The organism is Streptomyces sp. NPDC017943 (assembly GCF_044328425.1).
In the GTDB taxonomy this organism is placed as follows: domain Bacteria; phylum Actinomycetota; class Actinomycetes; order Streptomycetales; family Streptomycetaceae; genus Streptomyces; species Streptomyces djakartensis_A.
In genome coordinates this window covers 221,949-246,614 of record NZ_JBIRHH010000003.1, presented here as the reverse complement: position 1 = coordinate 246,614, position 24,666 = coordinate 221,949, and the positions used below count along the sequence as shown (strand labels likewise).

Genomic DNA, 24,666 nt, shown 5'->3' with positions numbered 1-24,666 from the left:
CCGTGGCCCGCGTGCCCCTTCTGCCGAGGACGTGCTCATGAGGCCCGTGAGGCGTAGCGTCCCGGTAGGAGCGGGAGGACACCATGCCCGGGAGCAACGAGCCGCCCACAGGTGCCGGGTCGCTGGACGACGCCCTCGGGGCGGCCCTGGCCGACACCGTGCGCGGCACGGGTGCGTCGATCGGCGGTCTCTACCTCGTCGAGGACGGCGAACCGGTCCTCCGCCTGGTGGCGCTGTGCGGCCTCCCGCTGGAGTTCAGCGCCCCCTGGCAGCGGCTGCCCCTGTCCGCGCCCGTCCCGGTCGCCGACGCGATCCACGACGACCGCCTCGTGTGGATCGAGAGCCAGGCCGAGATGGCCCGCCGCTACCCCCGGGCCGCCGCCGCACTGCCCTACCCGTTCGCCCTGGCCGCGGTACCGCTGTCCGGCGTGCGGCGGCGCTGGGGCGGCATCGTGCTCATGTGGCCCGCCGGACGGCCGCGCCGGGTCACCCCCCGCGAGCACGGCCACATCGTCTCCAGCGCCCGCCGCACGGCCCGCCTGCTGGACGACGCCACCGAGCCGCCCGGCCTGCCCGACCGGCCCCGCGTGGTGCCGGTCGACGCCGCCCACCATCCCGTGCAGACCGGCCTGGCCGCGGCCGACTACCTCGAACGCCTCCCCGAGGGCGCCCTCTCCCTCGACCTGGAGGGCCGCATCACCTTCGCCACCGGCTCCGCCGCCCGCCTGCTCGGCCGCCCCGTCGACCGGCTCCTGGGCACCCGGCCCTGGCACTCGCTCCCCTGGCTGGACGAACCCGTCCACGAGGACCACTACCGCACGGCGATGGTCAGCCGCATGCCCGTGACGTTCACGGCGCTGCGCCCGCCCGACCAGCCGCTGACCTTCCAGCTCTACCCCGACAACAGCGGCATCAGCGTGCGCGTCGTCCCGGGCGGCGAACCGTCCGGCACCGCGCCGCCACCCGCCGCCCGGCCCTCGACGCAGGCCTCCGCGGGGCGCCTGCACCAACTGGTCCACCTGGCCGCCGCCCTCACCGAGGCCGTCACCGTGCGCGACCTGGTCGCGCTGATCACCCACCAGATCCTGCCCGCCTTCGGAGCCCAGGGCCTGGTCCTGTCCGCCGCGGACGCGGGCCGGCTGAAGATCACCGGCTACCACGGCTACCCGTCCGAGGTCATGGAGCGGCTCGACGCCCTGGCCCTGGACACCGACCTCACCCCCGCCGGGCAGGTCCTCGCCAGCGGCACACCCGCCTTCTTCGCGCACCCGTCCGAGATGGCCGCCAGCTATCCCGGAGCACCGCAGATCAGCGGCAAGCAGGCCTGGGCGTTCCTCCCGCTGGTCATCTCCGGCCGCCCGGTGGGCTGCTGCATCCTGTCCTACGAGCAGCCCCACCAGTTCAGCGCCGAGGAACGCGCCGTCCTCACCTCCCTGTCCGGCCTCGTCGCCCAGGCCCTGGACCGGGCCCGCCTCTACGACGCCAAACACCGCCTCGTCGGCGAACTCCAGCGCGCCCTGCTGCCCCGCGCCCTGCCCCGGCTCGCCCACCTGGACGTGGCCGCCCGGTACCTGCCCGCCGGGCACGGCATCCAGGTCGGCGGCGACTTCTTCGACGTGCTGCGCCTCAACGAGACGACCGCCGCCGCCGTCATCGGCGACGTGGAGGGCCACAGCATGGCCGCCGCCGCCCTGATGGGCCAGGTCCGCACCGCCATCCACGCCCACGCCACGGCCGGCGCCGCCCCCGGCGAGGTCCTCGCCCGCACCAACCGCCTGCTGGCCGACCTGGACTCGGAACTGCTCGTCTCCTGCCTCTACGCCCACCTCGACCTGGCCCGCCACGAGGTGTCCTTCGCCAGCGCGGGGCACGTGCCCCCGCTGCTGCGCCCCGCCCACGGCCCCGCCGCCGTCCTCGACGTCGAGCCGGGCCCGCTGCTGGGCGTCGACACCGGCGTCCGCTACCCGGTCACCAGGGCGCCGCTGCATCCCGGCACCACCCTCGTGCTGTACACCGACGGCCTCGTCGAACTGCCCGGAACCGACACCACCCGGGCCACCGCCGACCTGGCCGGCCGCCTGGACGCCGGCGACGGCCGGGATCTGGAGGGCACCGCGGACCGGCTCGTCCACCGCACGGCGGGCACCGGGCCGTACACCGACGACGTCACCGTGCTCGTGCTGCGTACCACCCGCACCGACGACGGCCGGCGCTGATCCGTCCGGCCCTGCGCACCCATGGCCGCCGCCCGGTGCGGCTCGCGCCGCGCCCGCCGGCGGGCGTTCAGCGGTAGGCCGTCAGCAGCAGCGCCACGTCGTCGGGCCGTTCCCGGGCGCGCCGGGCCGTGCTCATCAGCCGGTCGGCCAGGTGCTCGACCGAGTCCGCCGGGGTGTCGGACAGGCAGCGGCGGACGGTGTCGATGCCCGTCTCGATGTCGCTGCCGGGCCGCTCCACGAGCCCGTCGGTGTACAGGGCCAGCACACTGCCCGGGGCGAGGGTCAGTTCGGTGACCGGGTACTCCGCGTCGGGCTCCACGCCGAGCATGACGCCCCCCGCGAGGAGCAGCGCCTCGCTGCGGCCGTCCCCGTGGCGCAGCAACGGCGGCGGGTGCCCGGCCCGTACGGCCTTGGCGCGTCCGGTGCGCGGGTCCAGTTCGATGTAGCAGCAGGTGGCGAAGGCATCCGCCTCCAGCTCGGCCAGCAGCCGGTTGGTGTGGGTGATGACCTCCTGCGGGGGCCGCCCGCTCGCCGCGAAGGCGTGCACGGCGCTGCGCAGCTGGCCCATCACCGCCGCGGCGCCGACACTGTGACCCTCGACGTCCCCGATGACCAGGGCCACCCCCCGGTCCGTGGTGATCACGTCGTACCAGTCGCCGCCGATGGCCATGCCCTGGGTGCCGGGCAGGTAGCGGCCGGCGGTGCGCAGCCCCTCCACCGTGGGCAGCCGGTGCGGCAGCAGCCCCTCCTGGAGGCCGCGGGCGACGGCGGACTCGGCGTCGTACAGCCGCGCCCGCTCCATCGCCTGGGCGGTGAGTCCGCTGAGGGCGGTGAGAGCGGACCGTTCGTCGGGGGTGAAGCGGTGCGGGGCGTCCCAGCCGAGGATGCAGGAGCCGACAGGGTGCCCCGAGGCGATCAGCGGCAGGAACGACCAGGCGTGCATCCGGTCCAGGGCGATGCCCGGGTAGGCCAGCGACAGGTCCTGCGGCGACTCGAAGAACAGCGGGAGCCGGGTGGTCAGGGCGTGGACGCCGGGGAGCTGCGTGTCGAGGCTGACGCCCTCGAAAGGGGTGAGGAAGCCCTCCGGGTAACCGGACTCCCACAGCAGGTACATACGGCCCTCGTGCATCGTGTACAGGGCCAGTTCGCGCGCCCCGAAGGCGGGCAGCAGCTGCTCGGCCACCGCCCGGCACACGTCCCGCACGGTGACCGCCTCCGTGAGGACGCTGGCCATCTGCACTACGTGGTAGAGCGCCCCGGCGCGGGCCCCGACGGCGGGCTCCGGGGGCGGTGCCGAGCCGGCCGCGCGGTCCGCCGCGGCCTGCGCCCCGGACGGGCCCACCCCGACCGGCGCGTCGGTGGGGTGGATCCGGCCGGTCAGGCCGTGCACGTCCGGGTACAGCACGAAGCTCAGCCAGGTGCCGTCGGGGGGCCGCACCAGGAACGACACCTGCTCCTGGGAGAACATCGCCGCGCGGTAGCGGTCCTCGTAGGCGGGGTCCCGCAGCCAGGTGATGACGCCCCAGGGGTGGCGGCCCAGCAGTTCCTCCCGGCCGCAGCCGAGCAGTTCCTCGCAGCGGCGGTTGGCGTAGGTGAGCCGCCCCTCCTGGTCCAGGGAGAACAGCCCGTCCGGCAGCCGCTCGGCGGCCTCGGCGGCCGTCAGCCCGCCCACGGCGTCCACCAGGGCCCCCACCAGCATCCCGGCCGAACCCCCCTCGACGACATGGCCCCACAGCTCGACGGGCCGGTAGCCGGCCGCCCCACCGCCCGGCGAGGCCTCCCGCACCCGGAAGCGCCGGTTCCTGACCCGTCCCGACGTCAGCGCGTCCGTCCGGCAGGCCCGCAGCTCGTGCAGGTCGTCCGGGCTGATCCGGGCCTCGACCTCCGCGATGGTCTCGCCGAAGCCGGACCGGGGGATGCCGAGCAGCGCCAGCGCCTCCTCGTCCGCCGTGCACCGGCCGCTGTCCAGGTACCAGTCCAGCAGCCCGACACGGACGGGGTGGAGGGCGGAGGTGGGCAGCCGCACCCCGAACGGCTCGCCGTCGTACTCGACGCGCGGCGCCGCCGGTGCGCCATGGCTGCTCGCCGGGCGGCCGAGGTTGCCCTCCACGGCCCGGCGGGCCGGTTCCAGCGCCGCGGCCACCGACGCCGGGTCCAGGGGTGCGCGCGCCGCCGACCGCAGCACGACCAGCACGCCCACCGTCTCGCCCCCGGCGTGGACGGGCTGGTAGGCGGACCCGAAGGAGTAGGGCAGCCCCGCCGTGAAGTGCGGGAAGCGCACCATGGTGGCCCGCTCGTCGGGCAGCCACAGCACCTCGTCGCGCCGGTAGGCCTCCGACATCGGCAGCGCGCCGCCCACCGGCACCCGCCACCAGCTCCTGAGCAGCGAGCGCGGCACACCGGCGACCATCGCCAGCACCAGCGAACGCCGGTCGCACGAGCGCAGGTAGACCAGCCCGCCGTAGCCCTCGAGGTCCCGTACCGCCTCGGTCAGCGGGCCCGCCAACGCGTCCTCGAGCGGGCCCGCGCCCGCGGGCCCGGCCCGGCCGCCGGCCTCGCCGGGGCGTCGGCCACGGGGTGACCACGGCCCGTCCGGAGCGGCTGCCTCATCCATGTCGCGTCCTCCCGGTACGGACGCCCGGGACATCCATCGCTCCCCCCAGGATGTGCCATCCTCGGCGCTCCGGCGCGGCAAGTACAACCTTTCGGCCGGGTGGGCCGTCTCATCGGTATCACCAGCACGCAAGCCCGGGGGGCGGCAATGGTACGTATCAGAACAGCATGTGCGACTCTCGCGATCGTGGGGGCCACGGTGGGCGTGGCGGCGGTTCCCGCCGCCGCCGCACCGGTGGCGGCCCGGACCGCCGCGACCGCGTCCTGCCCGACCGGCTGGGGCAGCCTCGCCAAGTCCGCGGCCACCACCGAGGTGGCACCGGTCAGGGACATCCGCACCGGCCGGCACGACTGCTACGACCGCATGGTCGTCGACGTGCCCGGCGCGGGCAGCGGCGTCGGCTACACGGTCCAGTACGTCGACGCCCTCTACCAGGACGGGTCCGGCCGCCACATCCCCGTGGCCGGCGGCGCCGTCCTGGAGGTGCGCGTGGGCGCCCCGGCCTACGACCCCGAGACGGGCGCGGCCACCTACCCCGGGCGGGTGGCGCGTCCGCTGCCGGGCGTGGACCTCACCGGCTACCGCACCTTCCGTGACACGCGGTACGCCGGCAGCTTCGAGGGGGACACCCAGATCGGCCTCGGCGTCCGCGCCCGGCTGCCGTTCCGGGTGCTGCAGCTGGACGGCCGCATCGTCGTGGACGTCGCCCACAGCTGGACCGCCACGCGCTGAGACCAGGGGGCGCCCGGACCGGCCGCGTCCGGGCGCCCGCTCTCAGCGGTCGCGCAGCCGGCCCAGTCCCTCCAGCGTCCGGGCGGCCGCGCCGGCCAGCCGCGGCCGGTCGCGCACGAAGCGGCGGGCCGCCCGGGCCGGTTCCCGGCCCAGCCGGTGCACGGCCCCGCCCGGCACCGGACGCACCACCGCTCCCTCGTACACCCGCAGGTCACCGGTCTTGAGGGACTCCTTGTAGCGGGCCGGGCCGCTGCCCAGGTCGACCGTCTCCACGCCGTCGGCCGCCGCGGCCCGCAACATCCGCAGGTGCAGCACCAGGCCGGGGGAGTACCGCGCACAGTCGCGGTCGTAGGCCGGGAACCACCACGACAGCACCGTGCGCGAGCGCAGACCGAAATGCGCGGCCACGGGCCGGTCCCCGGCGTACAGCACGGACAGCACGCCCCGGCACTCCCGGTCCTCGCTCTCGCCCAGCAGGCCCACCAGCCGGGTGATCCACTCCTGCGCGAAGCGGTCCCGCCGGCCCGTGCGCCGGTACTGCGCCGACTTCCACGCCATCAGCGCCCGCAGCGCCCGGGGATCCCGCGAGTCGTGGACGAACCGCACCTCGCCGACCCGTCGGCCCAGCCTGCGCTCCTTGGCCAGGGTCTGCTTCAGGAACCCCGGCGACCTGGCCCGCAGGCCCTCGGCGTACCGCTCGTAGCCCGCGGTGAGGTCGACGACGGGCGAGGCGAGTTCCTCGGCCGCGTACGGCGTGCACCAGCCCTGACCGGCTTCGAGGTTGTCGAACTCCCACGAGGACAGCCCGCAGACCCGCAGCAGCCGGTGGGCGTCCGGCCGGACGCCGGGCCGCAGCACGGCGCCCTGGCTGTCGGACACCCCCAGCCCGATGGCCCGCCCCCGGCCCAGCATCCCCCTCTCGTACGGGAAGTAGCCCACGGGAGAGTCGTCCTCCAGCAGGGCCGCCACTCTGGCCCCGGGCCTGACCCGGCCCACCGCCTGCGTGAACACCGGGTCGAGGAAGGGGTTGGCCGGGGCACCCGACTCGGTGCGGATCTCCCGCCACATCTTCACGTCGTCCGGGCCGAGTTCGTCCGGCCGCAGAACGACGACGCGCTTTTCGGGCATCACTGCCTCCTGTGTCATCGGCATGGGGACACACGAAGGCCTGCACATCACCGCGATCGGGTACCGGGGCGGTACTCGGGCCGCACGGCGCAGGCGCCTGTCGGTACGGCCCTTCTCAGCAGCGGAACGCCTGCAGTTCGACGGCGCGAGGAGGCGTCGCGGCCGTCCCAGGAGCCCGTGCCGGCCCCGTGGCGCGGACCTCCGCGCCGTCCCGGACCGCTCCGGCGGCCGCGGCGGCCGGAGCCTGCGCGGCGGCCGCGCCCCCGGTCCGTGGCGTGCGCGCGAGGAGGCGCCGCAGCGAGGCGTCCCCGTCGCACGGACACGACTCCCCGGCCGCCTCGGCCCCGGAGTCCGGGACCGGACCGGTCACCGCCGTCTCCGCGGCCGCGGCGACCGTCACGGCCGCGGGCCCGTCGTCCGCCGGCCCGGGTGCGAGCAGGGGCAGCAGGAGCAGGCAGGCAACGGCCACCAGGCACAGCACCGCTGCCCGTCGTCCCCGCACGTCGCCCCCTGACCTGCGCGCCGGGGGACGAAGACCAGCGGGCCCGTCCTGGAGGACCTGCGCGGAACCGGCCCCCCGACACGGCCGGCCGCGGCTTCCAGTAGGTCCGAGCCCGGCCCGCCCCGTCAAGCCCCGGCCCGGTGTTCGCCCTCTGCCCGGTGCCCTCGCGAGCGGACCACCGCGCGGCGGACGACGGGTTGCTCCGGCCCCGGCCGCCCGGCAGGGGACCCGGCTCAGCCCGCGCCGTCGACCTCCCGGACCAGTTCGATGGCTCTGCCGAGCGTGGCGAGCCGGGCGTCGAGCGTCTCGCCCGCCGGATAGAGGCGGACCGTGTCGACACCGGCGTCGCGCCACACGCGCAGCCGGCGCCGGACCATCTCCTCGGTGCCGATCAGCGTGGTGGCCAGCACCATCTCGTCCGTCACGAGCGCCGCGGCCCCGTCCCGGTCGCCCGCCTGCCAGCGCTCACGGACCTCCGCGGCGACCTCGGCCCAGCCCTGGCGGCTGTAGGCACGGTTGTAGAAGTTGGTGGACGCCGAGCCCATGCCGCCCAGGCTGAAGGCGAGTTCCTTCTTCCGGCCGGCGACCATGGCGGCCAGGGCCTCCTCGTCCGGGGCGAACGCGACCTCGGCGCCCTGGCACACGTCGAACCCGGCCCGGTCGCGCCCCGCGGCGGACAGCCCCTCCTCCAGCGGGGCGAAGTAGGCCTCCGCGGCGCCCTCGGGCACGAAGCTGGTGCCGAGCCAGCCGTCCGCGACCTGCCCGGTCAGCCGCAGCATGGCGGGCGAGAGTGCGGCCAGGTAGATGGGCACGGGGTGCTCGGCCCGCAGGGACAGCCGCATCGGCACCGCTTCCCCACCGGGCAGCGGGATCGTGAACTCCGAGCCGCTGTGCGCGATCTTGCCGCCCGCGACCACCTGCCGGACGATCTCCACCGTCTCGCGCACCCGGGCCACGGGCCGGGCGAACGGCACCCCGTGCAGCCCCTCCATGACCTGCGGCCCGGACGGCCCGAGCCCGAGCAGGAAGCGCCCGCCGGAGAGGTTGGAGAGGGTGACGGCGGTCTGCGCCAGGGCGACCGGTGTGCGCGTGCCGACCTGCATCACGCCCGAGCCGAGCAGCATCCGCCGGGTGTGCGCGGCGTAGTAGCCCAGGGCGGAGGGGGCGTCCGAGCCCCACGCCTCGGCCACCCAGCAGATGTCGAGGCCGAGTTTCTCGGCCTCGACGACGAAATCGGCCTGCCGGGACCAGGAGCCGAACCCGGACGCCTCCACGGTCGTCGCCGTGCGCATCACGCCTCCGCCCGTCGCTTGACGTGCTCCAGCGTGGCGGTCATGGCCCGCTCGAACTCCCGCAGCCGCACGAAGACGATCTTCTGCTCCTTGTCGGGCATCGCGTCGATGGCGAAGGACAGCCCGGAGCGGCCGGGGCCCATCCGCATCCACTGGGACAGAGCCGTGCCACCGTCGCCGGGCCGGAGTCCGAACCGCCACAGCGCGCTGGGCGCGGCGGGCTCCCCGACCGCCCAGGCGAACTCCCGCCCGGGTTCGCACGCGACGACGGTGGAGGTGGTCTCCCACTCGCCGAACCGCTCGTGCCGGCTGCGACCGACGAACCGGGCCCCGACGGCAGGGCCGGTGGCCCCGTCGGCCCAGCGCGCCGACAGCAGCTCCGCGCTCATCTCCGGCATCAGCGTCACGTCCGACACGACCTCCCACACCCGGCCCGGCGGGGCGTCGACCCAGGTCGCCACCTCCACCGTCGGCTGATCCGCGTACCGCGCACCCGTCCACTCCATCGCGAGCCGGCCTCCTCGCCGTCGACAGCAACGACCAGCAGAGTTGCGTAATGAGACTGACTGGTCAAGGGGGTGGGTCCGCATCGCGGGCCGTGCGGCCGGCCGACGTGCACCGCCGCGCGGGAACGAGGTCGTGCGCGCCGCGTACGCTACGGGTGGCTCCGCCCCGGAGGATCTTCACGGCCGACCGGCCCAGCGGCGGGGGAGCCGTGAGCGACGACGGCGGCCGAGCCGGCGCGTCGGCGGGCACCGAGGTCGCGGCCGGGCGCGATCCGCCGGTCCGCCCGCGCCCGGCCTTCGAGCGGAGGACGAGATGGGATCGGCGATGAGCGAGCGGCAGCACCGCCGGCAGCGATGGGCCGCGAGGGCGGCCCTGGCCGCGGCCGCCCTCGCGGTGCTGCTGCCCCTCGTTGCGGGCGGGCTGGGCGGACTGCTGCTGCTCGCGGCCGGCGTGGCGGGGCTGGGCCTGACCGCCGCCGCGCTCTGGTGGGTGCTGTCCCGGCGCGGCGTGGTCCGCATGGCGGCCGGCGCGCTGGCCGTCGTCGCCCCGGTCGCCCTGCTCACCCTCTTCGCCGCGGCGAACCTGCTGTGGGTGGTGTTCGTGTCCCTGCTGCTGTGGTCCGGCGCGGTGTGGAGCGGCCGCTACGCGCTGCGCAGCACCGGTCTGCGGGCGGTGCGCGTCAAGGAGTACCGGACACCTCCGCCCGAGCGGCCCTTCCTGCTGCTCAACCCGCGCTCCGGCGGCGGCAAGGTGGAGCGGTTCCAGATCAAGGAGAAGGCCGAGGCACTGGGCGCCCGGGTCGTCCTGCTCGACCCGGACCGGCAGCAGGACGTCACCGCCCTGGCCCGCGCCGCCGTGGCCGACGGAGCCGACCTGCTGGGCGTCGCGGGCGGCGACGGCACCCAGGCCCTGGTCGCCGCCGTCGCGGCGGAGCACGGCCTGCCCTTCCTCGTCATCGCGGCCGGCACCCGCAACCACTTCGCCATGGACCTCGGCCTGGACCGCGACGACCCCGCCACCTGTCTGGACGCCCTCACCGACGGGGTGGAACTCCGCGTCGACCTCGGCTTCGCCGAGGACCGGCCGTTCGTCAACAACGCGTCCTTCGGCGTGTACGGGGCCGTCGTGCAGAGCCCCGGCTACCGCGAGGACAAGGTGGGCGCCGCACTGGAGCGGCTGCCCGACCTGCTCACCCGGCAGAGCGGACCCCGCCTGACCGCCCGGGCCGACGGCACGACCATCGCCGACCCGCAGGCCGTCCTGGTGAGCAACAACGCCTACCGCATGGACGACCCCTTCGGCTTCGGCCGCCGCGAACGGCTCAACTCCGGGCGGCTCGGCGTGCTGGCCGTCCGCGTGGACAGCGCCGTGGAGGCGGCCGAACTGCTGCTCTCCCCGCGGCCGGAGGGGCTGACGGTGCTGACCGCCCAGCACGTCCTGGTGGAGGCCGACGAACCGCACCTGGAGGTCGGCCTCGACGGCGAGGCGCTCACCTTGCCCTCACCCGTCCACTGCCGTATCGCCCGCCGTGCCCTGCGCGTGCGCGTGCCCCGCGACCGGCCCGGGGTGCCGGAGGCGCCGCCGCGTCTGGACTGGCGGCGGCTGCGCAAACTCGCGGCGGCCGTCGGCCGCACGGCAGCCCCCAGCCGCTCCCACCGCCCCTGACCCAGCGCCTTCCGTGGCTGGGTCAGCGCCCTCCGGGACCTCTCCCCACGCCGTCCGGGCCCGGAACTGCTCCCACGCCGGTGGCGTCTGACCCGCGCCGGTGGTGCCTGACGCCGGGCTCGCCAGGGCTGCTCCCGCGCCTTCCGGGTCCGGGGCTGCTCCCGCGCCGGAGGCGCCTGGCGCTGCGTCCGCTGTGACTGCTCCGGCGCCCGTGGCGCCTGACGCCGCGCCGGTCGCTCGGCAGGGCGTTGCGCGCTGTCATGCACGACGGTTCCGCGCTGTCATGCGCGAGGGCTGCCGGACCCGTACCCGCGAGGGCCCCGCTGTCACGCCCGTGAACTGCCCTGCCCGTTGCGCACGAGGGCCCCTCGCCGGCCTGCCCGGGGGGTCGCAAGCGCCCCACCACCGTCCAGCACCGGCGTTGCCACACCGTCACTGGCAGCGGAGCCCCGCCGCCACGCACAGGCGCTGCCGTCCCGGCACGCACGAGGTCCCCCGTGCCGTCCGGCACGGGGGACCTCAGGGACAGGGAGCCGCCGGCGGGGCTCAGGCGCTCTTCGGGGCCGCCTGCTGCACGACCTCGAAGGACCACAGGGTCGAGCCGCTCGCGGCCGGCCTGGGGCGCTCGCCGCCCTCACCGCCGCCCTGGTGCGCCGACTTCATGGGCCCCTCCATCCACGCCTGGAAGGACGCCTCGTCCCGCCACCGCGTGTAGACGAGGTAGGTGTCGGTGCCCTCCACGGGCCGGAGCAGTTCGAACCACTCGAACCCGTCGGAGTTCTCCACGGCGTGCGCGCGGGAGGCGAAGCGCTTCTCCAGCGTCTCCCGCTGCTCGGCCGGCACGGTCAGCACGTTGATCTTGACTACGCTCATGGCCCCATCCTGCCCCATGAGCCGTCCGCGGCGGTCGACGGATGCGCTCACGCCCGCCCCGGTCCACCCCGGACGGCGTGCGGGCGGGGCCTGGACGCCCGGATCAGCTCTGCTTCCCGCCCTGCTTCAGGATCTTGCCGGTCACATCGGTGACCTGCCCGGCCGGCGGCGCGTCCGCCTCCACCTCCGTGCCGAAGTCGGTGAAGTCCATGACCGTGCGCACGGTGAACCGCTGCGGAGCGGACGAGGACTCCGAGGACGAGCGCTCCTGCGACTGCGCCGGCGCCTTGACGGTCATCTCGATCTGCTGCCGCCGCATCCGGCCCTCGTCGTCGAGCCACACGTCCATCGGCAGGGTGGGGCCGACCTGCTTGCGCAGCGTCTCGCCGTTGGGCAGCTCGGCGACGTCGACGGAGACGCGGTAGCGGGTCGTGCGCACACCGTCGATCGTCTCCGTGCCCTTCCTGGTCACGTCCTTGTCGGTGATCGCCTTGGCGTACGCCGCCGACTGCGCGGGATCGCTCACGGAGCCGTCGCCGGCGCCCTGCTGTGCGGCGACCTTCCCGATGTCGATCTTGACCCAGGGCTTGCCGCCGGGCGCCTGGCCCTTCGGCATCTTCTGGTACAGGATCCGGTCGATCACCCGCTGCTCGATCCGCTGCCCCTGCACGGTGACCGTCATGACGCTGTCGCCGTCCTCCAGGTCGACGGCGCCCTGCCCGTTCGCGGTCTCCGAGCGGCCCTCCGCGGAGGTCTGCACGCGCAGCCTGACCTTGGCGGTGTCCTCCTCGGCGGTCCTGTCGTAGGCCGAACGCACCGCCCGCGTGCCCTGCTCCTCGGCCCCGGCGCTCGACTTCGCCGAGGAGGCCCCCGCCTCGTCCTTCGCGTCGCCGTCGTCGCCGCAGCCGACCAGCAACGTGCCCGCCAGGACACCGGCGATCCCTAAGGCGCAGAGCCTCCTGCCGTTGCCTGCCCCGACCATGGAACCAGCTCCTCTCAGGTGTGTGACGCCACCCAAGTGCCCAAGCCGGGCGCCAACACACCTACGAGTGCGAAGAGTTGCTCGTCGGGACGAACGTGACGTCCGGGTCAGTGCCCGCGGCTGCGCAGCTTGCCGAGCAGACGCTGGGCCTGCGCCCGCTTGCGGGGGTCGGCGGCGGCCCGCCGCGCCTGCTCCACGGCCCTGCGGCCCTGCGGGCTGCGGGCGAAGTCCTTGATGCGGTTGAGCATTCCGGCCATGACGGCACCTTCCTCGGCGTTCGGGTGTTCGGGTGTTCGGGTCTTCGGTGTTCAGGTCTTCGGGTCGTCGGTGTTCGTTTGTCGGTCCGTAGCCCGACTACCCCCGTCTCGCGGAGCTCAGGCACCCGTTGGCCCGCCCGGCGCGCGACCGAACGGGTTTGCGCCGGGAGACAGAGGCAAGGCGGTGTCACATGACTGAAGAGAACAAGCGCACGAATCAGAAGGCGACCACGACGCAGACGGCCGAGTCCAAGGCCCGACGCGCCACGGACAAGGCGACCGCGCCGGCGTCCCAGGCCGCGAAGCGTGCGGCTGGTAAGGCCGGTGACGCCACGTCAGCGGCCAAGGCGGGCGCCGAGCGCACGGCCGAGACGACGAAGTCGGCGGCGCAGACCGCGGCCAAGTCTGTCGAGGCCGGGCGTCAGGCGGTCGTGACGGCCTCCGGTCATGTCGCCGCCACGGCGAAGACGGCCTGGACGGTCATCGCCCACCGCAAGCTCGTCGCCGCGGGCGTCGGAGCCGGCCTCACCGTGCTGAGCGCCGCCTCCTACGCCGTGGGCCGCCGCGCGGAGCGCGGTGCGCACGGGCCGCTCACCCGGCTCACCGGCGGGCGGATCTGAGCGTGGCCGGCACGTACGGCGTGCCGGCCACGAGGGACACAGGCGGCGCGGCGCGTCACCGGGCGAACCGGGGACCCGTAGCGCCGCCCTCTCGTGTGCGCGGACGCGGCCGGAAGCGCTGACATCCCCGGGGCGCGGCAAGCCGCCGGCGTCCCGCGGCCCGGTCCGGGGCGGCACTCACATCCGGCCGCCGCCGGGGTGCCCCTCTCGCGCGGCGCGGCCGCGACGGGGAAGGATGTGACGCAAGCGAACGAACAACCCATGCGGAGGAGCGGGCCATGCAGCACCAGCGAGCGGGCAGTCCGGCCGGACCCGAGGATCTCGTCGACGTCGCCAGGCTGGTCACCGCCTACTACGCGCTCCACCCGGACCTCGACGACCCGGGGCAGCGCGTCGCGTTCGGAACCTCCGGGCACCGCGGCTCGTCCCTGGCGAGCGCGTTCAATGACGACCACATCGCCGCGACGAGCCAGGCCATCTGCGAGTACCGCGCCGAGCAGGGCGTCGACGGCCCCCTCTTCCTGGGCGCCGACACGCACGCCCTGTCGGAGCCGGCGCGCGTCACGGCCCTGGAGGTCTTCGCCGCCAACGAGGTGACCGTGCTGATCGACCAGGCGGACGGCTACACGCCGACGCCGGCCGTCTCGCTCGCCATCCTCACCCACAACCGCGGCCGCACCACCGGCCTCGCCGATGGCGTCGTGGTCACGCCCTCCCACAACCCGCCCGGCGACGGGGGCTTCAAGTACAACCCGCCCAGCGGCGGCCCGGCCGCCTCCGACGCGACGTCCTGGATCCAGGACCGCGCCAACGAGATCATCCGCGGCGGCCTGAAGGACGTACGCCGCATCCCCTACGCCCGGGCCCTGTCCGCCCCGGGCACCGGCCGCTACGACTTCCTGGGCGCCTACGTCGCCGACCTGCCCGGCGTGCTCGACCTGGACGCGATCCGCTCGGCCGGGGTGCGCATCGGCGCCGACCCCCTCGGGGGCGCGTCGGTCGCCTACTGGGGCCGCATCGCCGAGCAGCACGGGCTCGACCTGACCGTGGTCAACCCGCACACCGATCCCACCTGGCGCTTCATGACGCTGGACTGGGACGGCAAGATCCGCATGGACTGCTCCTCCCCGTACGCGATGGCCTCGCTCATCGAGCAGCGGGACCGCTTCCAGGTCGCCACCGGCAACGACGCCGACGCCGACCGGCACGGCATCGTCACGCCGGACGCGGGCCTGATGAACCCCAACCACTACCTGGCCGTCGCGATCTCCTACCTCTACGCGCACCGCGACCGCTGGCCGGCCGGCACCGGCGTCGGCAAGACCCTGGTGTCCTCCGCGATGATCGACCGCGTCGCCGCCGACCTGGGCCGCGAACTGGTCGAGGTGCCGGTCGGGTTCAAGTGGTTCGTCGACGGGCTGATCGGCGGCACCATCGGCTTCGGCGGCGAGGAGTCGGCCGGTGCGTCGTTCCTGAGGCGGGACGGTTCCGTGTGGACCACCGACAAGGACGGCATCCTCCTGGCGCTGCTCGCCGCGGAGATCACCGCCGTCACCGGCAGGACCCCGTCCGAGCACTACGCGGCGCTGACCGCCCGCTTCGGCGAGCCGGCCTACGCGCGCATCGACGCGCCCGCGACCCGTGAGGAGAAGGCCCTGCTCGCGAAGCTGTCGCCGGCGCAGGTCACCGCGGACACCCTGGCCGGCGACGCCGTCACGGCTGTCCTGACCGAGGCGCCCGGGAACGGCGCGGCGATCGGCGGGATCAAGGTCACCACGGACAACGCCTGGTTCGCTGCTCGCCCCTCGGGCACCGAGGACGTCTACAAGGTGTACGCCGAGTCGTTCCTCGGCCCCGACCACCTGGCACAGGTCCAGGAGGAGGCCAAGGCCGTGGTGCTGGCCGCCCTGTCCGCCTGAACGACGGCACACCGCAGCCCGGGCCGCCTCCACGCGGCCCGGGCTGCGGTGTCCCGGACGCGGCCGCCGCCGCGCGTCCGGGTCGGGGGGTGGCTCAGGTGCGCAGGCTGCGGGCGGGCAGGACGACGTGCGCCGACGCGGCCATGGCCGCCTCGTCCGAGGTGAACGCGGCGAGGGTCTCCACGTCACCGGGCTCGGCGCCGGCCGGCCAGGGGCGGGTGGCGAAGATGAGGTAGGCGAAGCCGAGTTCGGCCACGGCCTCCAGCCAGCTCTCCGGCGGGACGAACTGCGACGTGAGGTGCTGCACGGTCAGGACGGCCGACCCGGGCACGACGAGCAGGCTCACCGGCAGGCTGGGCCGCTGGGTGGCGTGCACGAGCCCCTCGCCCGGGGGCAGCCCGGCGCTCGTCAGCAGCCGCTCGACCGCCTTCGAGGTGGCCTCCGGGCCGCCCTGACCGTCTCCGAGGGAGCAGGCCAGGAGGTAGGGGACGTCCCCGTCGGGGGTCGTGCCCCGCCAGGACTGGACGACGAGCGAACCCAGGTCGTCGGTGGGTGCGGACTGCGTTTCGGGTGAGATCGAGGTCACCGCGGCACGGTATCGGCGCACCGCGCCCCGTCCGGCCCGCCGTCACCCGACTGGACCAGTCGGCGCCGGGCTCTCCACACGATCGAGGGGTGCGCACCTCGAACCCGGGATACAGGACACTGGAGGAAGATCCGACCCGGGAAGGACCACACGTGATCATCTTCGGCACCAAGGGCTACCTGTACCAGCTGGCGATACTGACGCTGGTGTGCGGCCGGTGCGGCAACCCCGCCGCGCACACGCTCAGGAAGCGCGTCACGAAGTTCACCCTGTTCTTCGTCCCGCTGTTCCCGATCTCGACGAAGTACCAGACGCAGTGCACCTTCTGCGGCGCGGAACAGAAACTGACCAAGGAGCAGGCCGAGCAGCTCCAGGCGCAGGACGCGTCCGGCCCCGGCGGTCAGGCGTACGGGCAGCCGCAGCAGCAGCACCGCTTCTGACCCACGGCGCCCGCCCCCCTCCCGGGTTCCGGTGAGCGAACCGTCCCGGGCCGGGCCCGCCCGGTGCCGGACGCCCGCGTGCGGCCGGCGACCGTCGATCCTCGCAGGCCGGTACTTCGGCGCCGGCCGAAGCGTCCCGCTCCTAGCGTCGGGGCCATGAAGAACGACAGCCATCTCGTGATCAGCCCCAGCATCCTCTACTTCGGCACGCCCGTGGTCCTGCTGAGCACCGAGAACGCCGACGGGACGGCCAACCTCGCCCCGATCTCCTCCGCGTGGGCCCTCGGCCGGTACGTGGTGCTGGGCCTGGGCGGCGACAGCCACACCGTGCGCAACCTGGCCGAGCGCCCGGACCTCGTGATCAATGTGCCCGGACCGGAGCTGTGGGAGCACGTGGAACGGCTGGCGCCGCTGACCGGGGCCGACCCGGTGCCGGAGGTGAAGCGGGCGGTGTACCGGCACGAGCGGGACAAGTTCGCCGCGGCCGGACTCACCCCGGCGCCCGCCCGTCTGGTGCGGCCGCCGCGCGTCGCCGAGTGCGCCTTGCAGTTGGAGGCGAGGGCCCGTGCCCTGACCCCGGGCGGGGCCGGTACGTTCTTCGCCGTGGAGTGCGAGGTGCTGCGGGTGCACGCCGCCGAACGCGTCGTCGTCCCCGGCACCGACCATGTCGACCCGGCCGTCTGGAGCCCGCTGGTGTACAACTTCCGGCACTATCACGGCCTCGGTCCGGAACTCGGCCACGGCTTCCGCTCGGAGACGCCGAGGACCGGGGCTCCCGCGGCCTGAACGCCGGCGATCCGCATCCGCCATCCGCCATCCGCCACCCACCATCCGGCTCTTGCCTTCCGCCGCCCCCGGTTTCCTGCTCGGCGACCGCGGCCCCCGCCCTGTGCCGGGGGGGGCCGGTCAGCTCGCCGGGCGCGTCTCGGGAGTCGCCGCCTCGGCGCCGCGGCGGTCGTGGCGCAGGGCCACCGCCGTCGCCAGGGCCCCGGCCCCCTCCCACAGCCCCACGCCGATGAAGGCGCCGGGGGCCCGGCCCGTGAGCGCGGCGACCGCGAAGACCGCGCAGGTGAGCAGCCGGAAGGGCACCGTCCAGCGGAAGAAGGCCCGCCAGTCGGCGAGCGCCGCGAGGACGTAGTACACCCCCATGTTCAGCGCCGCCATGGACGACGCCGTCAGGAACGCGGGGGTGAGGTCCCCGGCGGCGCGGTCACGGGGGGAGGGGAGTCCCAGCAGTGCCAACTGCACGTCGGGCGCGACCAGCCCGACGGCACCGAGGGCGGCGGCGAGCACGCCGAAGACGGCCATGGTCCAGCCCGGGGCGGAACGGGGAAGGCGCACGCCGGGATCGTATCCACGTTCGGTCGTGGGGGTGAGGGGGTCGCAAGGTCCCGGTACACGGGAGGTGGCAATCGCCGCAGCCCGGGTACCCGACGACCACGGGCCCGGACCTCAGTGGGCCGATGGGCCTCCCGCAGTCGATCAGTGAATACGGAGGCATGGGCATGAGCACCGTCAAGGAAACCGTGGAAGTCGGCGTCCCCGTACACACCGCCTACAACCAGTGGACGCAGTTCGAGGAGTTCCCGCACTTCATGGAGGGCGTCGAAGAGGTCAGGCAGGTGGACGACCGCCACAACCACTGGACGACGAAGATCGGCGGCGTGCGCCGCGAGTTCGACACGGAGATCGTCGACCAGCTGCCCGACGAGCGCGTCACCTGGCGCACGACCAGCGGCGACACCAACCAGAGGGGCTCTGTGCGCTTCGAGCGCGTGGACGACACCCACACCCGGGTGGAGCTGGTGATGGAGGTCGAGCCCAGCGGGGCGATGGACAAGGTCGCCGACATGATGGGCACGATCGACCGCCGGGTCAAGGGCGACATGAAGCGCTTCAAGGAGTACATCGAGGAGCGCGGCGCCGAGTCCGGCGCCTGGCGCGGACGGATCCAGCCGGGCGGCGACACCGGCCCCACCGGCGGCACCGGACCGACGGGCGGTACGGGGCCGCTGGGCGGCACCGACCCGCTGCGCGGCACCGGTGGCACCAGCGGCGGCATGGGTGGCACCAGCGGCGGCATGGGTGGTACCAGCGGTACGGGCGGTCCCGGCTCCACCTTCTGACACTCACCCACGGCTGCGACAGGGCCCGGTCTCCGTACGGAGGCCGGGCCCGTCCCTGTGCCGCCGCGGTCCTGCCCTGCGCCTCCCGCGGCACCGGCGCGTCCCGTACCGAGGGGTGTTTCGGCCATCGTTATGACATGCACCTGTCCATCCAGGCCGTCCAGTGGCACGCTGCCCTCTGACTGTCCGCAGTGAGACCCCTGCCTGACCGGGCGGACCGGCATCCCGCCGCCCGGCCCCCACAGCAGAAGGAGACCGCGTGATAGGCAGACCCCGCAGCCCTCGCCCCGCCGGCGACAGCACCCCGGTTCGCCGCGCCGGCACCCGCCGCGCCCTTCTCGGCGCGCTCGCCGGCATCGCCGCCCTGCTGGCGACCGGTGTCACCGCCGCACCGGCCGGCGCAGCGCCGGACCCCGGCCTCAGGACGCCCTCGGCACAGCAGGACGCCCTGTCCTTCTGGACGGCGCAGCGGATGCGCGAGGCCACCCCGCTCGACGTCCTGAGCGTCGACCCCACCGACGTACGCCGAGCGGCCCCGCGCCAGGGGAGGGCGACCGTCGTGCCGCCCAGCGCGCCCGCCGCGGCCGTCGGCCCCCTGGCGTTCCCGCACTCCGGCGGGCCGTGGTCCGGCGGGGGAGCGGTCACCAGGACCGCGGGCCGCGTCTTCTTCACCTACCAGGGGCGCACCGCCTCCTGCTCCGGCAACGCCGTCACCAGCGCCAACAAGTCCACGGTGCTGACGGCCGGCCACTGCGTGAAGCTGGAGGGCGCCTGGCACACCAACTGGGTGTTCGTGCCCGGCTACCACGACGGTCAGCGCCCGTACGGCACCTGGACCGCGGCCAGGCTCCTGTCGACGCCGCAGTGGACGGCCAATGAGGACATCAACTACGACATCGGCGCCGCCGTCGTCGCCCCGCTCGACGGCACGCGGCTCACCGACGCCGTCGGCGGCCAGGGCGTGGCCTTCAACACCGGCTACAGCAAGGCCATGTACTCCTTCGGGTTCCCGGCCGCGGCGCCCTACGACGGTGAGAAGTTCATCTACTGCAGCGGCACCACCTTCCGCGACTTCCTGCTCTCCGGCGACCACGGGCTGACCTGCAACATGACCGGCGGCTCCAGCGGCGGGCCCTGGTTCACGCAGTTCGACGAGGCCACGGGAACCGGGCTCCAGTCGTCGGTGAACAGCTTCAAGTACAACTTCCTGCCCAACGCCATGTACGGTCCGTACTTCGGCGCGGACGCACAGAACCTGTACCAGAGCGCCCAGTCCTCCTGACCCGCCGCTCCACCAGCAGCCGGGTCCCCGCGCCGAGCCGCGGCGCAGGGACCCGGCATCGGCGCCGCGAGGCGGCGGAGTTGCTGCACATCACCGCGTGGCGGGCCGCCCGGAGTTCTCCTCCCGCGGCAGCCCGCCACGGCCATGACAGGCAGTACGGTCGGCCCATGACGGACACGACACGCTTCGCGGGCCACGGCGTTCTCATCACCGGTGGGGGGCGCGGCATCGGCGCCGCCACCGCCCGCCGACTCGCAGGGGAGGGGGCCCGGGTCCTGGTCGCCGACCAGGACCCGGACGCGGCGCGGCGGACGGCGCGGGACCTGTCGGCGCAGGGGTTCACGGTCGAGGCGTGCGCCTGCGACGTGACCGACCAGCAGGCGGTGGACGCCGCCGTTGCCCACGCCGCGGACACCTTCGGCTCGCTCGACGTCCTGGTGAACTGCGCCGCCCACTGCTCGCCCGACCTGCCCCGCTTCGAGGCCCAGCCGGACGAGTCCTGGGCGCGGGACCTGGACGTCACGCTGACCGGCACGTACCGCTGCTGCCGGGCCGCCCTGCCGCACCTGGCGGACTCCGGACGCGGTGCGATCGTGTCCATCGGCTCGGTCAACGGCCTCCAGGATTTCGGCAACCACGCCTACAGCGCCGCCAAGGCCGGCCTGGCCTCCCTGACCCGCACGCTCGCGGGGCACGCGGCCGCGCGCGGCGTACGCGTCAACCTCGTGGTGCCGGGCACCGTGCGCACCAGCGCGTGGGAAGGCCGCGACGCGGACCTCGAAGCCGTGCGGCGGCTGTACCCGCTGGGCCGGGTGGGGGAGCCGGAGGACATCGCCGCCGCCGTGGCCTTCCTGGCGTCACGCGACGCGTCCTGGATCACCGGCACGGCCCTGGTCGTCGACGGCGGCCTCACCGCGGTCAACACCGGTTTCCATCAGGCGCTGCACGAGTGAGGAACGTCGGTCGCCCGAGCCCGAGCCCGAGCTCGAGCCCGAGCCGCTGCCCGGGGGCTCGCCCGGTCGCGGCCGCAGGGCGCCCCGCGGCTCCGAGCGGCGCCCGATCGGCCCACACCGCGGGGTGACAACGGCCCGCCCCTGTGCCGTACGGGCCCATCGGCCCGGTCCGGCGGCGCTAATCCGGGCACGGCGGGGTAAAGGGAGGTCCAACAGCCCCCCACTGTGAGAAGGAGCCGGTCTTGACCGACGACGCCTACCTGTTCCTGCTGGACGACCCGTCCGCGCCGCTCGGCGTCCCCCCGGCCGCCGTCGGCGAGCTCGCCTTCATGGAGACGCCCGCGGTCCGCGCCTGGCTGCACGCCCACGACGCCACGCCCACCTCCCCGTACCTGCGGCTGCTGCCGCCGGAGGAGACCGGGGCCATCCCGGCGGACGCCGAGAGCGTGCCGGTCCCGCTCGGCGACGAGGAACTCAGCCGGCTGCGGCACAGCATGACGCCGGAGTCCCTCGCCCGCCTCGAGGAGGAACTGCTCGCCTACCGCGACTGCTCCGACGGCCGGGACGGCCTGATCGGACGCGCCCTGGCCGCCGGCGTGCCACCCCACCGCATCGTCGAACTGACCGGCGTGGACCCCGCGACGGTGACCGCCGCGGCGAGCGGCTGACGACGCGGCGGGCGGCTGCCGGACCCGCAGCCGCCCCCGACCCGCCCGGTCTCACGCGCCCGGGCCGGGGTCCGGCTCGACGGCCGAGGCGATCCCGGCCCGGGCCGCTTCCAGTTGGGCGGCGAACGCGATGCCGAGGAACAGCGCGACCGCCGTCAGGTTCGCCCACAGCAGCAGCGCGATGAACGCGGTCAGCGGTCCGTACACGGCGCCGAAGGCACCGCTCTCCTCGACGTACAGGGCGAGCAGCCAGGTGGCCGCCACCCACAGCAGCAGATGCACCGCCGACCCGAAGGCCAGCCAGGTGTAGCCGGGCTGCACGCGCCGCGGGGACCAGCGGAAGATCACCGCGGAGGCCACCCAGGCGAGGACCAGCCCCACCGGGATCTCGACCACGCCCCACCACCGTCCGAAGCCGCCCTCCCAGCCCGCGGTCTCGGCCACGGCGTCCCCCACCGCCCGGCCCGCCACCAGGACGACGAACCCCAGGACCAGGGGCAGGCCCGCGGCCAGGGCGAGCACGAACGACCGGGCGTACTTGCGCGGCAGGGGGCGGTCCCGCTCGATCCCGTAGATGCGGTTGGCGCCGCGCTCGATCTGCCCCATCGCCGACGACAGGTTGAGCAGCGCGAAGCCGAGACCGAGCCAGAGGGCCACCGTGCTCCATACGTCGCCGTGGGCCGTGCGCCGCGTCCCCTCGAAGGCGTCCTTCACGATCTCCGCGCTCGCCCCCGGCACGATCCGCCCCAGCGTCAGCTCGATGACCCGGCCCACGGCCTCGGTGTGCACCGAGGTGGCCAGTCCGACCAGCGCCACGGTGCACGGCACCAGCCCGACCACCACCTGGAAGGCCAGCGCCCGGGCGTTGGTGAAGCCGTCCGCGTAACGGAACCGTGCGAAGGAGTCCATCAGGAACCGCCAGCCCCCGTAGTGGCGCAGGGCGGCGAAGGCCTCGTCGCCGGAGAGTTCTTCTCCGATCATGTCCCGGGTCTGCGGGACGTGCACGGCGGTTCCCATGGTGTGGACTCTCCTTGTCGCACGACGGCTCCCTGCCCGGATGCCCCGTAATCCTGACCGCCCGACCTGTTCGCGGTTCCCCGACCCACAGAGCCGCCACGGGTGCTCACCCGCTCGGCACCCCACGGCCGCTCCGGGCCCCGGACGCGCGGCGCGGGTCACCTGTTACGCCGTCAGCCGGTCCGCCAGGGCCCGGGCCTCCTCCGTCTTGGGGTGATCGGCGCCGAGCTGGGAGTGCAGGATCCGCTCGCCCCGGCGGGCGCTCTCGGCCGAGGACGGCTCGCCCAGGGCCTCCAGCACCCGTGCCCGGAACAGCAGGGCATAGCCGATGTAGAGGTGGTCGGACGGGTAGCGGGCCTCGCGGATCCGCAGCGCCCGCTCGATGCGCGGCAGGGCGGCCTCGGGGTCGCCCAGGTCGAAGTGGACCGTCGCGAGGGCGATCAGATCGAAGCTCACATAGGGGTCGTCCGGTCCGTGGGCGGTTTCGTCGATGCGCAGCGCCCGCTCGGCCAGCGGCAGCGCCGCCCGGTGCTCGCCGAGCATGCACAGCGTCCGCGCCAGGGTCGCCAGGTCCGTGGCGACGGCGGGGTCCCCGGCCGGCAGAGCGGCCTCGTGCAGCCGCAGCGCCCGCTCGGCGAGGGGGCGTGCCGTCTGCGGGGCGCCCAGGTCCCGGTGGATCTGGGCCAGCGTGATCAGGTCGAACCCGATCTCCGCGTCCCGGCCCAGCAGCGCTTCGTCGAGCGCGAGGGCACGTTCGCACAGGGGCAGCGCCAACGTGCGGTCACCGATCGCGAGAAGGAACTCCGCTGCCAGCCGCAGCAGCACCGCCGTCTCCGCCGCCGCGCCGGCGGGCGGCTCGCCGCGGGTCACGGCCAGCACGTGGGGGAGCAGCCGGTGCCAGCGCGGCCGGGCCTCGGGATCGCCGTGGACGTCGTGCGGCACGGCCGCGAGGAGCGCACGGCACAACTGCGCCCGCGACGCCGCCCGGTGGTCACCGGTCATGGAGGCGCGGACGGCCGCCTGGACCAGCCGGTGCAGCACCAGGGAGGAGCCCTCACGCCTGGCCAGACCGAGTCCGGCCAGGGCGCCCACGGTCGTGTCCCAGGCCAGCGGATCGGCGGCCGACGGCACCAGCGGCTCCGGCGCGGCGGTGAACAGGTCCAGCGCGATGGGCTCCGGGGCCAGCAGGGCGCACAGCTCCAGCAGCCTTACGGCGTGCGGCTGTTCCCGCCGGAGCCGATCCACGCCGAGCTGCCACAGCGTCGCGACCACCACCGACGGCCGGTCGGCCAGCTCGCCCCGGGCGATCATCTCGTCCAGCCGCGTGCCCAGCAGGGCCAGGTACTCCTCCGGTGCGGTGTGGTTGTAGCCCATGTATCCCGCGGCCTGCTCCAACGCGAGCGGCAGGTCGCCGAGTTGCTCGGCGATCCGGTCCGCGGTCGAGGCGCTCGTCCCGGGCACCCGCCGGACCAGGAGATCCACCGACTCCCGCCTGCTGAACTCCGGCAGGTCCAGCACTCCGGCGGTGGCCGACCAGCCGCTCACCCGGGTGGTGACGACGATGTGGCCGTTGTGCGCCAGGTCGCCCGAGGGCAGCGCGTGCAGCAGCGTGCCGGGCTTCTCGGCGTTGTCGAAGACGACCAGCCAGGGCCGACGGTCGCGAAGCGAGGACCACACCCCGGGCACGGCCTGCTCGGATCCCACCTCCCGCAGCCCCAACTCCCTGGCCAGCGAAGCGAACTGGGTGGCGATGAGGTCGGGGTCCTCGGCGTCGACGAAAGCGACGAACCGGTACTTCGACAGGTGGCGGTAGGCGTATTCGACCGCCAGCTGTGTCTTGCCCACCCCGCCCAGGCCGTGAACGACCTGTGTCGCCATGTCCTGCGCCGAGGTGAGGCGCCGCCGCAGTTCCCGCAGGGCGTCGTCCCGACCGGTGAAGTGGGCGTTGCGGGGCGGCAGCCGGTAGGTCGCGGGTGCGGACGGACGCGGCGGGGGCGGTTGTTCGCGCGCCTCCTGGCGCAGTCCGGCCCAGGCGAGGGGAACCAGCAGCAGGAGCACGATCCAGGGGTGCAGGCGCACGAAGTCGAGCGGACCGGGCCAGCGGCTCTGCCCGGACGCCGCGTTGAAGGCCAGACTGCCGACGAACAGCACCAGCAGACCGGCCACGGTGCCGACCAGTCTGCGCCACATGAGGATCCCTCTCCGGTCGCGACGACGGCCGACGTGATCGTATCCGAGAAGTCGGCCCGGGGGAGGGGGTGTTCGAGGCGACCGCCCGCCGTACCCA

The 24,666-nt window shown here is 74.7% G+C and carries 22 protein-coding genes and 1 pseudogene; 11 read left to right on the top strand and 12 right to left on the bottom strand.

What is annotated here, in order from left to right; all coding sequences use genetic code 11:
• Positions 1-83: 83 nt before the first annotated feature.
• Positions 84-2,216, top strand: coding sequence for a SpoIIE family protein phosphatase (locus ACH4C6_RS10440; RefSeq protein ID WP_398108150.1), 2,133 nt, complete (start codon positions 84-86; stop codon positions 2,214-2,216).
• A gap of 67 nt (positions 2,217-2,283) precedes the next feature.
• Here ACH4C6_RS10440 and ACH4C6_RS10435 read toward each other — a convergent pair whose 3' ends face one another.
• The gene (locus ACH4C6_RS10435; RefSeq protein ID WP_398108149.1) at positions 2,284-4,830 is read right to left on the bottom strand and encodes a SpoIIE family protein phosphatase; all 2,547 of its coding nucleotides are present in this window, start codon (positions 4,828-4,830) and stop codon (positions 2,284-2,286) included.
• A 147-nt stretch (positions 4,831-4,977) separates the two neighbouring features.
• On the opposite strand from ACH4C6_RS10435, the gene ACH4C6_RS10430 reads away from it, so the two are divergent.
• Positions 4,978-5,562, top strand: a complete 585-nt coding sequence (locus ACH4C6_RS10430) for a hypothetical protein (RefSeq protein ID WP_398108148.1) — start codon at positions 4,978-4,980, stop codon at positions 5,560-5,562.
• A 42-nt stretch (positions 5,563-5,604) separates the two neighbouring features.
• Here the strand turns inward: ACH4C6_RS10430 and ACH4C6_RS10425 are convergent, their stop codons facing one another.
• The 4 genes from ACH4C6_RS10425 to ACH4C6_RS10410 all read right to left on the bottom strand — a co-directional run bounded on the left by ACH4C6_RS10425 (position 5,605) and on the right by ACH4C6_RS10410 (position 8,990).
• Positions 5,605-6,690, bottom strand: coding sequence for a GNAT family N-acetyltransferase (locus ACH4C6_RS10425; RefSeq protein WP_398108147.1), 1,086 nt, complete (start codon positions 6,688-6,690; stop codon positions 5,605-5,607).
• 115 nt (positions 6,691-6,805) lie between these two features.
• The gene (locus tag ACH4C6_RS10420; protein ID WP_398108146.1) at positions 6,806-7,192 is read right to left on the bottom strand and encodes a hypothetical protein; all 387 of its coding nucleotides are present in this window, start codon (positions 7,190-7,192) and stop codon (positions 6,806-6,808) included.
• Positions 7,193-7,425: 233 nt separating this feature from the next.
• Positions 7,426-8,484, bottom strand: a complete 1,059-nt coding sequence (locus tag ACH4C6_RS10415; RefSeq protein WP_398108145.1) for an LLM class flavin-dependent oxidoreductase — start codon at positions 8,482-8,484, stop codon at positions 7,426-7,428.
• Positions 8,484-8,990 (bottom strand): SRPBCC family protein, encoded by a 507-nt coding sequence (locus ACH4C6_RS10410; RefSeq protein WP_398108144.1) that lies wholly within the window; start codon positions 8,988-8,990, stop codon positions 8,484-8,486. The genes ACH4C6_RS10415 and ACH4C6_RS10410 overlap by 1 nt, the downstream gene beginning before the upstream one ends.
• A gap of 313 nt (positions 8,991-9,303) precedes the next feature.
• Here ACH4C6_RS10410 and ACH4C6_RS10405 point away from each other — a divergent pair, with 313 nt between their 5' ends.
• Positions 9,304-10,656, top strand: coding sequence for a diacylglycerol/lipid kinase family protein (locus tag ACH4C6_RS10405; RefSeq protein ID WP_398108143.1), 1,353 nt, complete (start codon positions 9,304-9,306; stop codon positions 10,654-10,656).
• Between the two features lie 546 nt (positions 10,657-11,202).
• Here the strand turns inward: ACH4C6_RS10405 and ACH4C6_RS10400 are convergent.
• The 3 genes from ACH4C6_RS10400 to ACH4C6_RS10390 all read right to left on the bottom strand — a co-directional run bounded on the left by ACH4C6_RS10400 (position 11,203) and on the right by ACH4C6_RS10390 (position 12,768).
• The gene (locus ACH4C6_RS10400) at positions 11,203-11,529 is read right to left on the bottom strand and encodes an antibiotic biosynthesis monooxygenase family protein (RefSeq protein ID WP_398108142.1); all 327 of its coding nucleotides are present in this window, start codon (positions 11,527-11,529) and stop codon (positions 11,203-11,205) included.
• Between the two features lie 103 nt (positions 11,530-11,632).
• The gene (locus ACH4C6_RS10395; protein ID WP_398108141.1) at positions 11,633-12,511 is read right to left on the bottom strand and encodes a hypothetical protein; all 879 of its coding nucleotides are present in this window, start codon (positions 12,509-12,511) and stop codon (positions 11,633-11,635) included.
• 107 nt (positions 12,512-12,618) lie between these two features.
• A complete protein-coding gene (locus ACH4C6_RS10390) occupies positions 12,619-12,768 on the bottom strand; it encodes a hypothetical protein (RefSeq protein ID WP_398108140.1) in 150 nt (49 codons plus the stop codon).
• Between the two features lie 191 nt (positions 12,769-12,959).
• Between ACH4C6_RS10390 and ACH4C6_RS10385 the strand changes: the two genes are divergently transcribed.
• Both ACH4C6_RS10385 and pgm read left to right on the top strand, forming a co-directional pair.
• Positions 12,960-13,388 carry a hypothetical protein gene (locus tag ACH4C6_RS10385; RefSeq protein ID WP_398108139.1) on the top strand — a complete coding sequence of 143 codons (429 nt, stop codon included), beginning with the start codon at positions 12,960-12,962 and terminating at the stop codon, positions 13,386-13,388.
• 278 nt (positions 13,389-13,666) lie between these two features.
• The gene (gene pgm, locus ACH4C6_RS10380) at positions 13,667-15,307 is read left to right on the top strand and encodes a phosphoglucomutase (alpha-D-glucose-1,6-bisphosphate-dependent) (protein ID WP_398108138.1); all 1,641 of its coding nucleotides are present in this window, start codon (positions 13,667-13,669) and stop codon (positions 15,305-15,307) included.
• 94 nt (positions 15,308-15,401) lie between these two features.
• Here the strand turns inward: pgm and ACH4C6_RS10375 are convergent, their stop codons facing one another.
• Positions 15,402-15,893 (bottom strand): DUF5949 family protein, encoded by a 492-nt coding sequence (locus ACH4C6_RS10375; RefSeq protein WP_398108137.1) that lies wholly within the window; start codon positions 15,891-15,893, stop codon positions 15,402-15,404.
• A 152-nt stretch (positions 15,894-16,045) separates the two neighbouring features.
• On the opposite strand from ACH4C6_RS10375, the gene ACH4C6_RS10370 reads away from it, so the two are divergent.
• Together ACH4C6_RS10370 and ACH4C6_RS10365 are read left to right on the top strand one after the other, a co-directional pair.
• Positions 16,046-16,333, top strand: a complete 288-nt coding sequence (locus tag ACH4C6_RS10370) for a zinc-ribbon domain-containing protein (protein WP_369194286.1) — start codon at positions 16,046-16,048, stop codon at positions 16,331-16,333.
• Positions 16,334-16,489: 156 nt separating this feature from the next.
• Positions 16,490-17,119: a flavin reductase family protein gene (locus ACH4C6_RS10365; protein WP_398108136.1), complete on the top strand. Its 630-nt coding sequence runs from the start codon at positions 16,490-16,492 to the stop codon at positions 17,117-17,119.
• A gap of 120 nt (positions 17,120-17,239) precedes the next feature.
• On the opposite strand, the gene ACH4C6_RS10360 is transcribed toward ACH4C6_RS10365, so the two are convergent.
• Positions 17,240-17,641 (bottom strand): hypothetical protein, encoded by a 402-nt coding sequence (locus tag ACH4C6_RS10360; RefSeq protein ID WP_398108699.1) that lies wholly within the window; start codon positions 17,639-17,641, stop codon positions 17,240-17,242.
• A 197-nt stretch (positions 17,642-17,838) separates the two neighbouring features.
• Between ACH4C6_RS10360 and ACH4C6_RS10355 the strand changes: the two are divergent.
• From ACH4C6_RS10355 to ACH4C6_RS10340, 4 genes and pseudogenes are all read left to right on the top strand, one after another.
• Positions 17,839-18,306: pseudogene (locus ACH4C6_RS10355) on the top strand (SRPBCC family protein); the annotation flags it as partial.
• 412 nt (positions 18,307-18,718) lie between these two features.
• Positions 18,719-19,741 carry a trypsin-like serine peptidase gene (locus tag ACH4C6_RS10350; RefSeq protein WP_398108135.1) on the top strand — a complete coding sequence of 341 codons (1,023 nt, stop codon included), beginning with the start codon at positions 18,719-18,721 and terminating at the stop codon, positions 19,739-19,741.
• Positions 19,742-19,908: 167 nt separating this feature from the next.
• Positions 19,909-20,694: an SDR family NAD(P)-dependent oxidoreductase gene (locus tag ACH4C6_RS10345; protein ID WP_398108134.1), complete on the top strand. Its 786-nt coding sequence runs from the start codon at positions 19,909-19,911 to the stop codon at positions 20,692-20,694.
• Between the two features lie 242 nt (positions 20,695-20,936).
• Complete coding sequence (locus ACH4C6_RS10340) at positions 20,937-21,362, top strand: DUF6003 family protein (RefSeq protein WP_398108133.1); 426 nt, start codon at positions 20,937-20,939, stop codon at positions 21,360-21,362.
• Positions 21,363-21,413: 51 nt separating this feature from the next.
• Here ACH4C6_RS10340 and ACH4C6_RS10335 read toward each other — a convergent pair whose 3' ends face one another.
• A complete protein-coding gene (locus ACH4C6_RS10335; RefSeq protein WP_398108132.1) occupies positions 21,414-22,379 on the bottom strand; it encodes a YihY/virulence factor BrkB family protein in 966 nt (321 codons plus the stop codon).
• 165 nt (positions 22,380-22,544) lie between these two features.
• A complete protein-coding gene (gene fxsT, locus ACH4C6_RS10330; protein WP_398108131.1) occupies positions 22,545-24,569 on the bottom strand; it encodes an FxSxx-COOH system tetratricopeptide repeat protein in 2,025 nt (674 codons plus the stop codon).
• Between the last annotated feature and the right edge of the window lie 97 nt (positions 24,570-24,666).

What these genes read in the sequence shown, in the direction of transcription:
- ACH4C6_RS10440 (WP_398108150.1), top strand. Translation starts at nt 84, where the DNA reads ATGCCCGGGAGCAACGAGCCGCCCACAGGTGCCGGGTCGCTGGACGAC.
- ACH4C6_RS10435 (WP_398108149.1), bottom strand. Translation starts at nt 4,830, where the DNA reads ATGGATGAGGCAGCCGCTCCGGACGGGCCGTGGTCACCCCGTGGCCGA.
- ACH4C6_RS10430 (WP_398108148.1), top strand. Translation starts at nt 4,978, where the DNA reads ATGGTACGTATCAGAACAGCATGTGCGACTCTCGCGATCGTGGGGGCC.
- ACH4C6_RS10425 (WP_398108147.1), bottom strand. Translation starts at nt 6,690, where the DNA reads ATGCCCGAAAAGCGCGTCGTCGTTCTGCGGCCGGACGAACTCGGCCCG.
- ACH4C6_RS10415 (WP_398108145.1), bottom strand. Translation starts at nt 8,484, where the DNA reads ATGCGCACGGCGACGACCGTGGAGGCGTCCGGGTTCGGCTCCTGGTCC.
- ACH4C6_RS10410 (WP_398108144.1), bottom strand. Translation starts at nt 8,990, where the DNA reads ATGGAGTGGACGGGTGCGCGGTACGCGGATCAGCCGACGGTGGAGGTG.
- ACH4C6_RS10405 (WP_398108143.1), top strand. Translation starts at nt 9,304, where the DNA reads ATGGGATCGGCGATGAGCGAGCGGCAGCACCGCCGGCAGCGATGGGCC.
- ACH4C6_RS10400 (WP_398108142.1), bottom strand. Translation starts at nt 11,529, where the DNA reads ATGAGCGTAGTCAAGATCAACGTGCTGACCGTGCCGGCCGAGCAGCGG.
- ACH4C6_RS10395 (WP_398108141.1), bottom strand. Translation starts at nt 12,511, where the DNA reads ATGGTCGGGGCAGGCAACGGCAGGAGGCTCTGCGCCTTAGGGATCGCC.
- ACH4C6_RS10390 (WP_398108140.1), bottom strand. Translation starts at nt 12,768, where the DNA reads ATGGCCGGAATGCTCAACCGCATCAAGGACTTCGCCCGCAGCCCGCAG.
- ACH4C6_RS10385 (WP_398108139.1), top strand. Translation starts at nt 12,960, where the DNA reads ATGACTGAAGAGAACAAGCGCACGAATCAGAAGGCGACCACGACGCAG.
- pgm (WP_398108138.1), top strand. Translation starts at nt 13,667, where the DNA reads ATGCAGCACCAGCGAGCGGGCAGTCCGGCCGGACCCGAGGATCTCGTC.
- ACH4C6_RS10365 (WP_398108136.1), top strand. Translation starts at nt 16,490, where the DNA reads ATGAAGAACGACAGCCATCTCGTGATCAGCCCCAGCATCCTCTACTTC.
- ACH4C6_RS10360 (WP_398108699.1), bottom strand. Translation starts at nt 17,641, where the DNA reads ATGGCCGTCTTCGGCGTGCTCGCCGCCGCCCTCGGTGCCGTCGGGCTG.
- ACH4C6_RS10345 (WP_398108134.1), top strand. Translation starts at nt 19,909, where the DNA reads ATGACGGACACGACACGCTTCGCGGGCCACGGCGTTCTCATCACCGGT.
- ACH4C6_RS10335 (WP_398108132.1), bottom strand. Translation starts at nt 22,379, where the DNA reads ATGGGAACCGCCGTGCACGTCCCGCAGACCCGGGACATGATCGGAGAA.
- fxsT (WP_398108131.1), bottom strand. Translation starts at nt 24,569, where the DNA reads ATGTGGCGCAGACTGGTCGGCACCGTGGCCGGTCTGCTGGTGCTGTTC.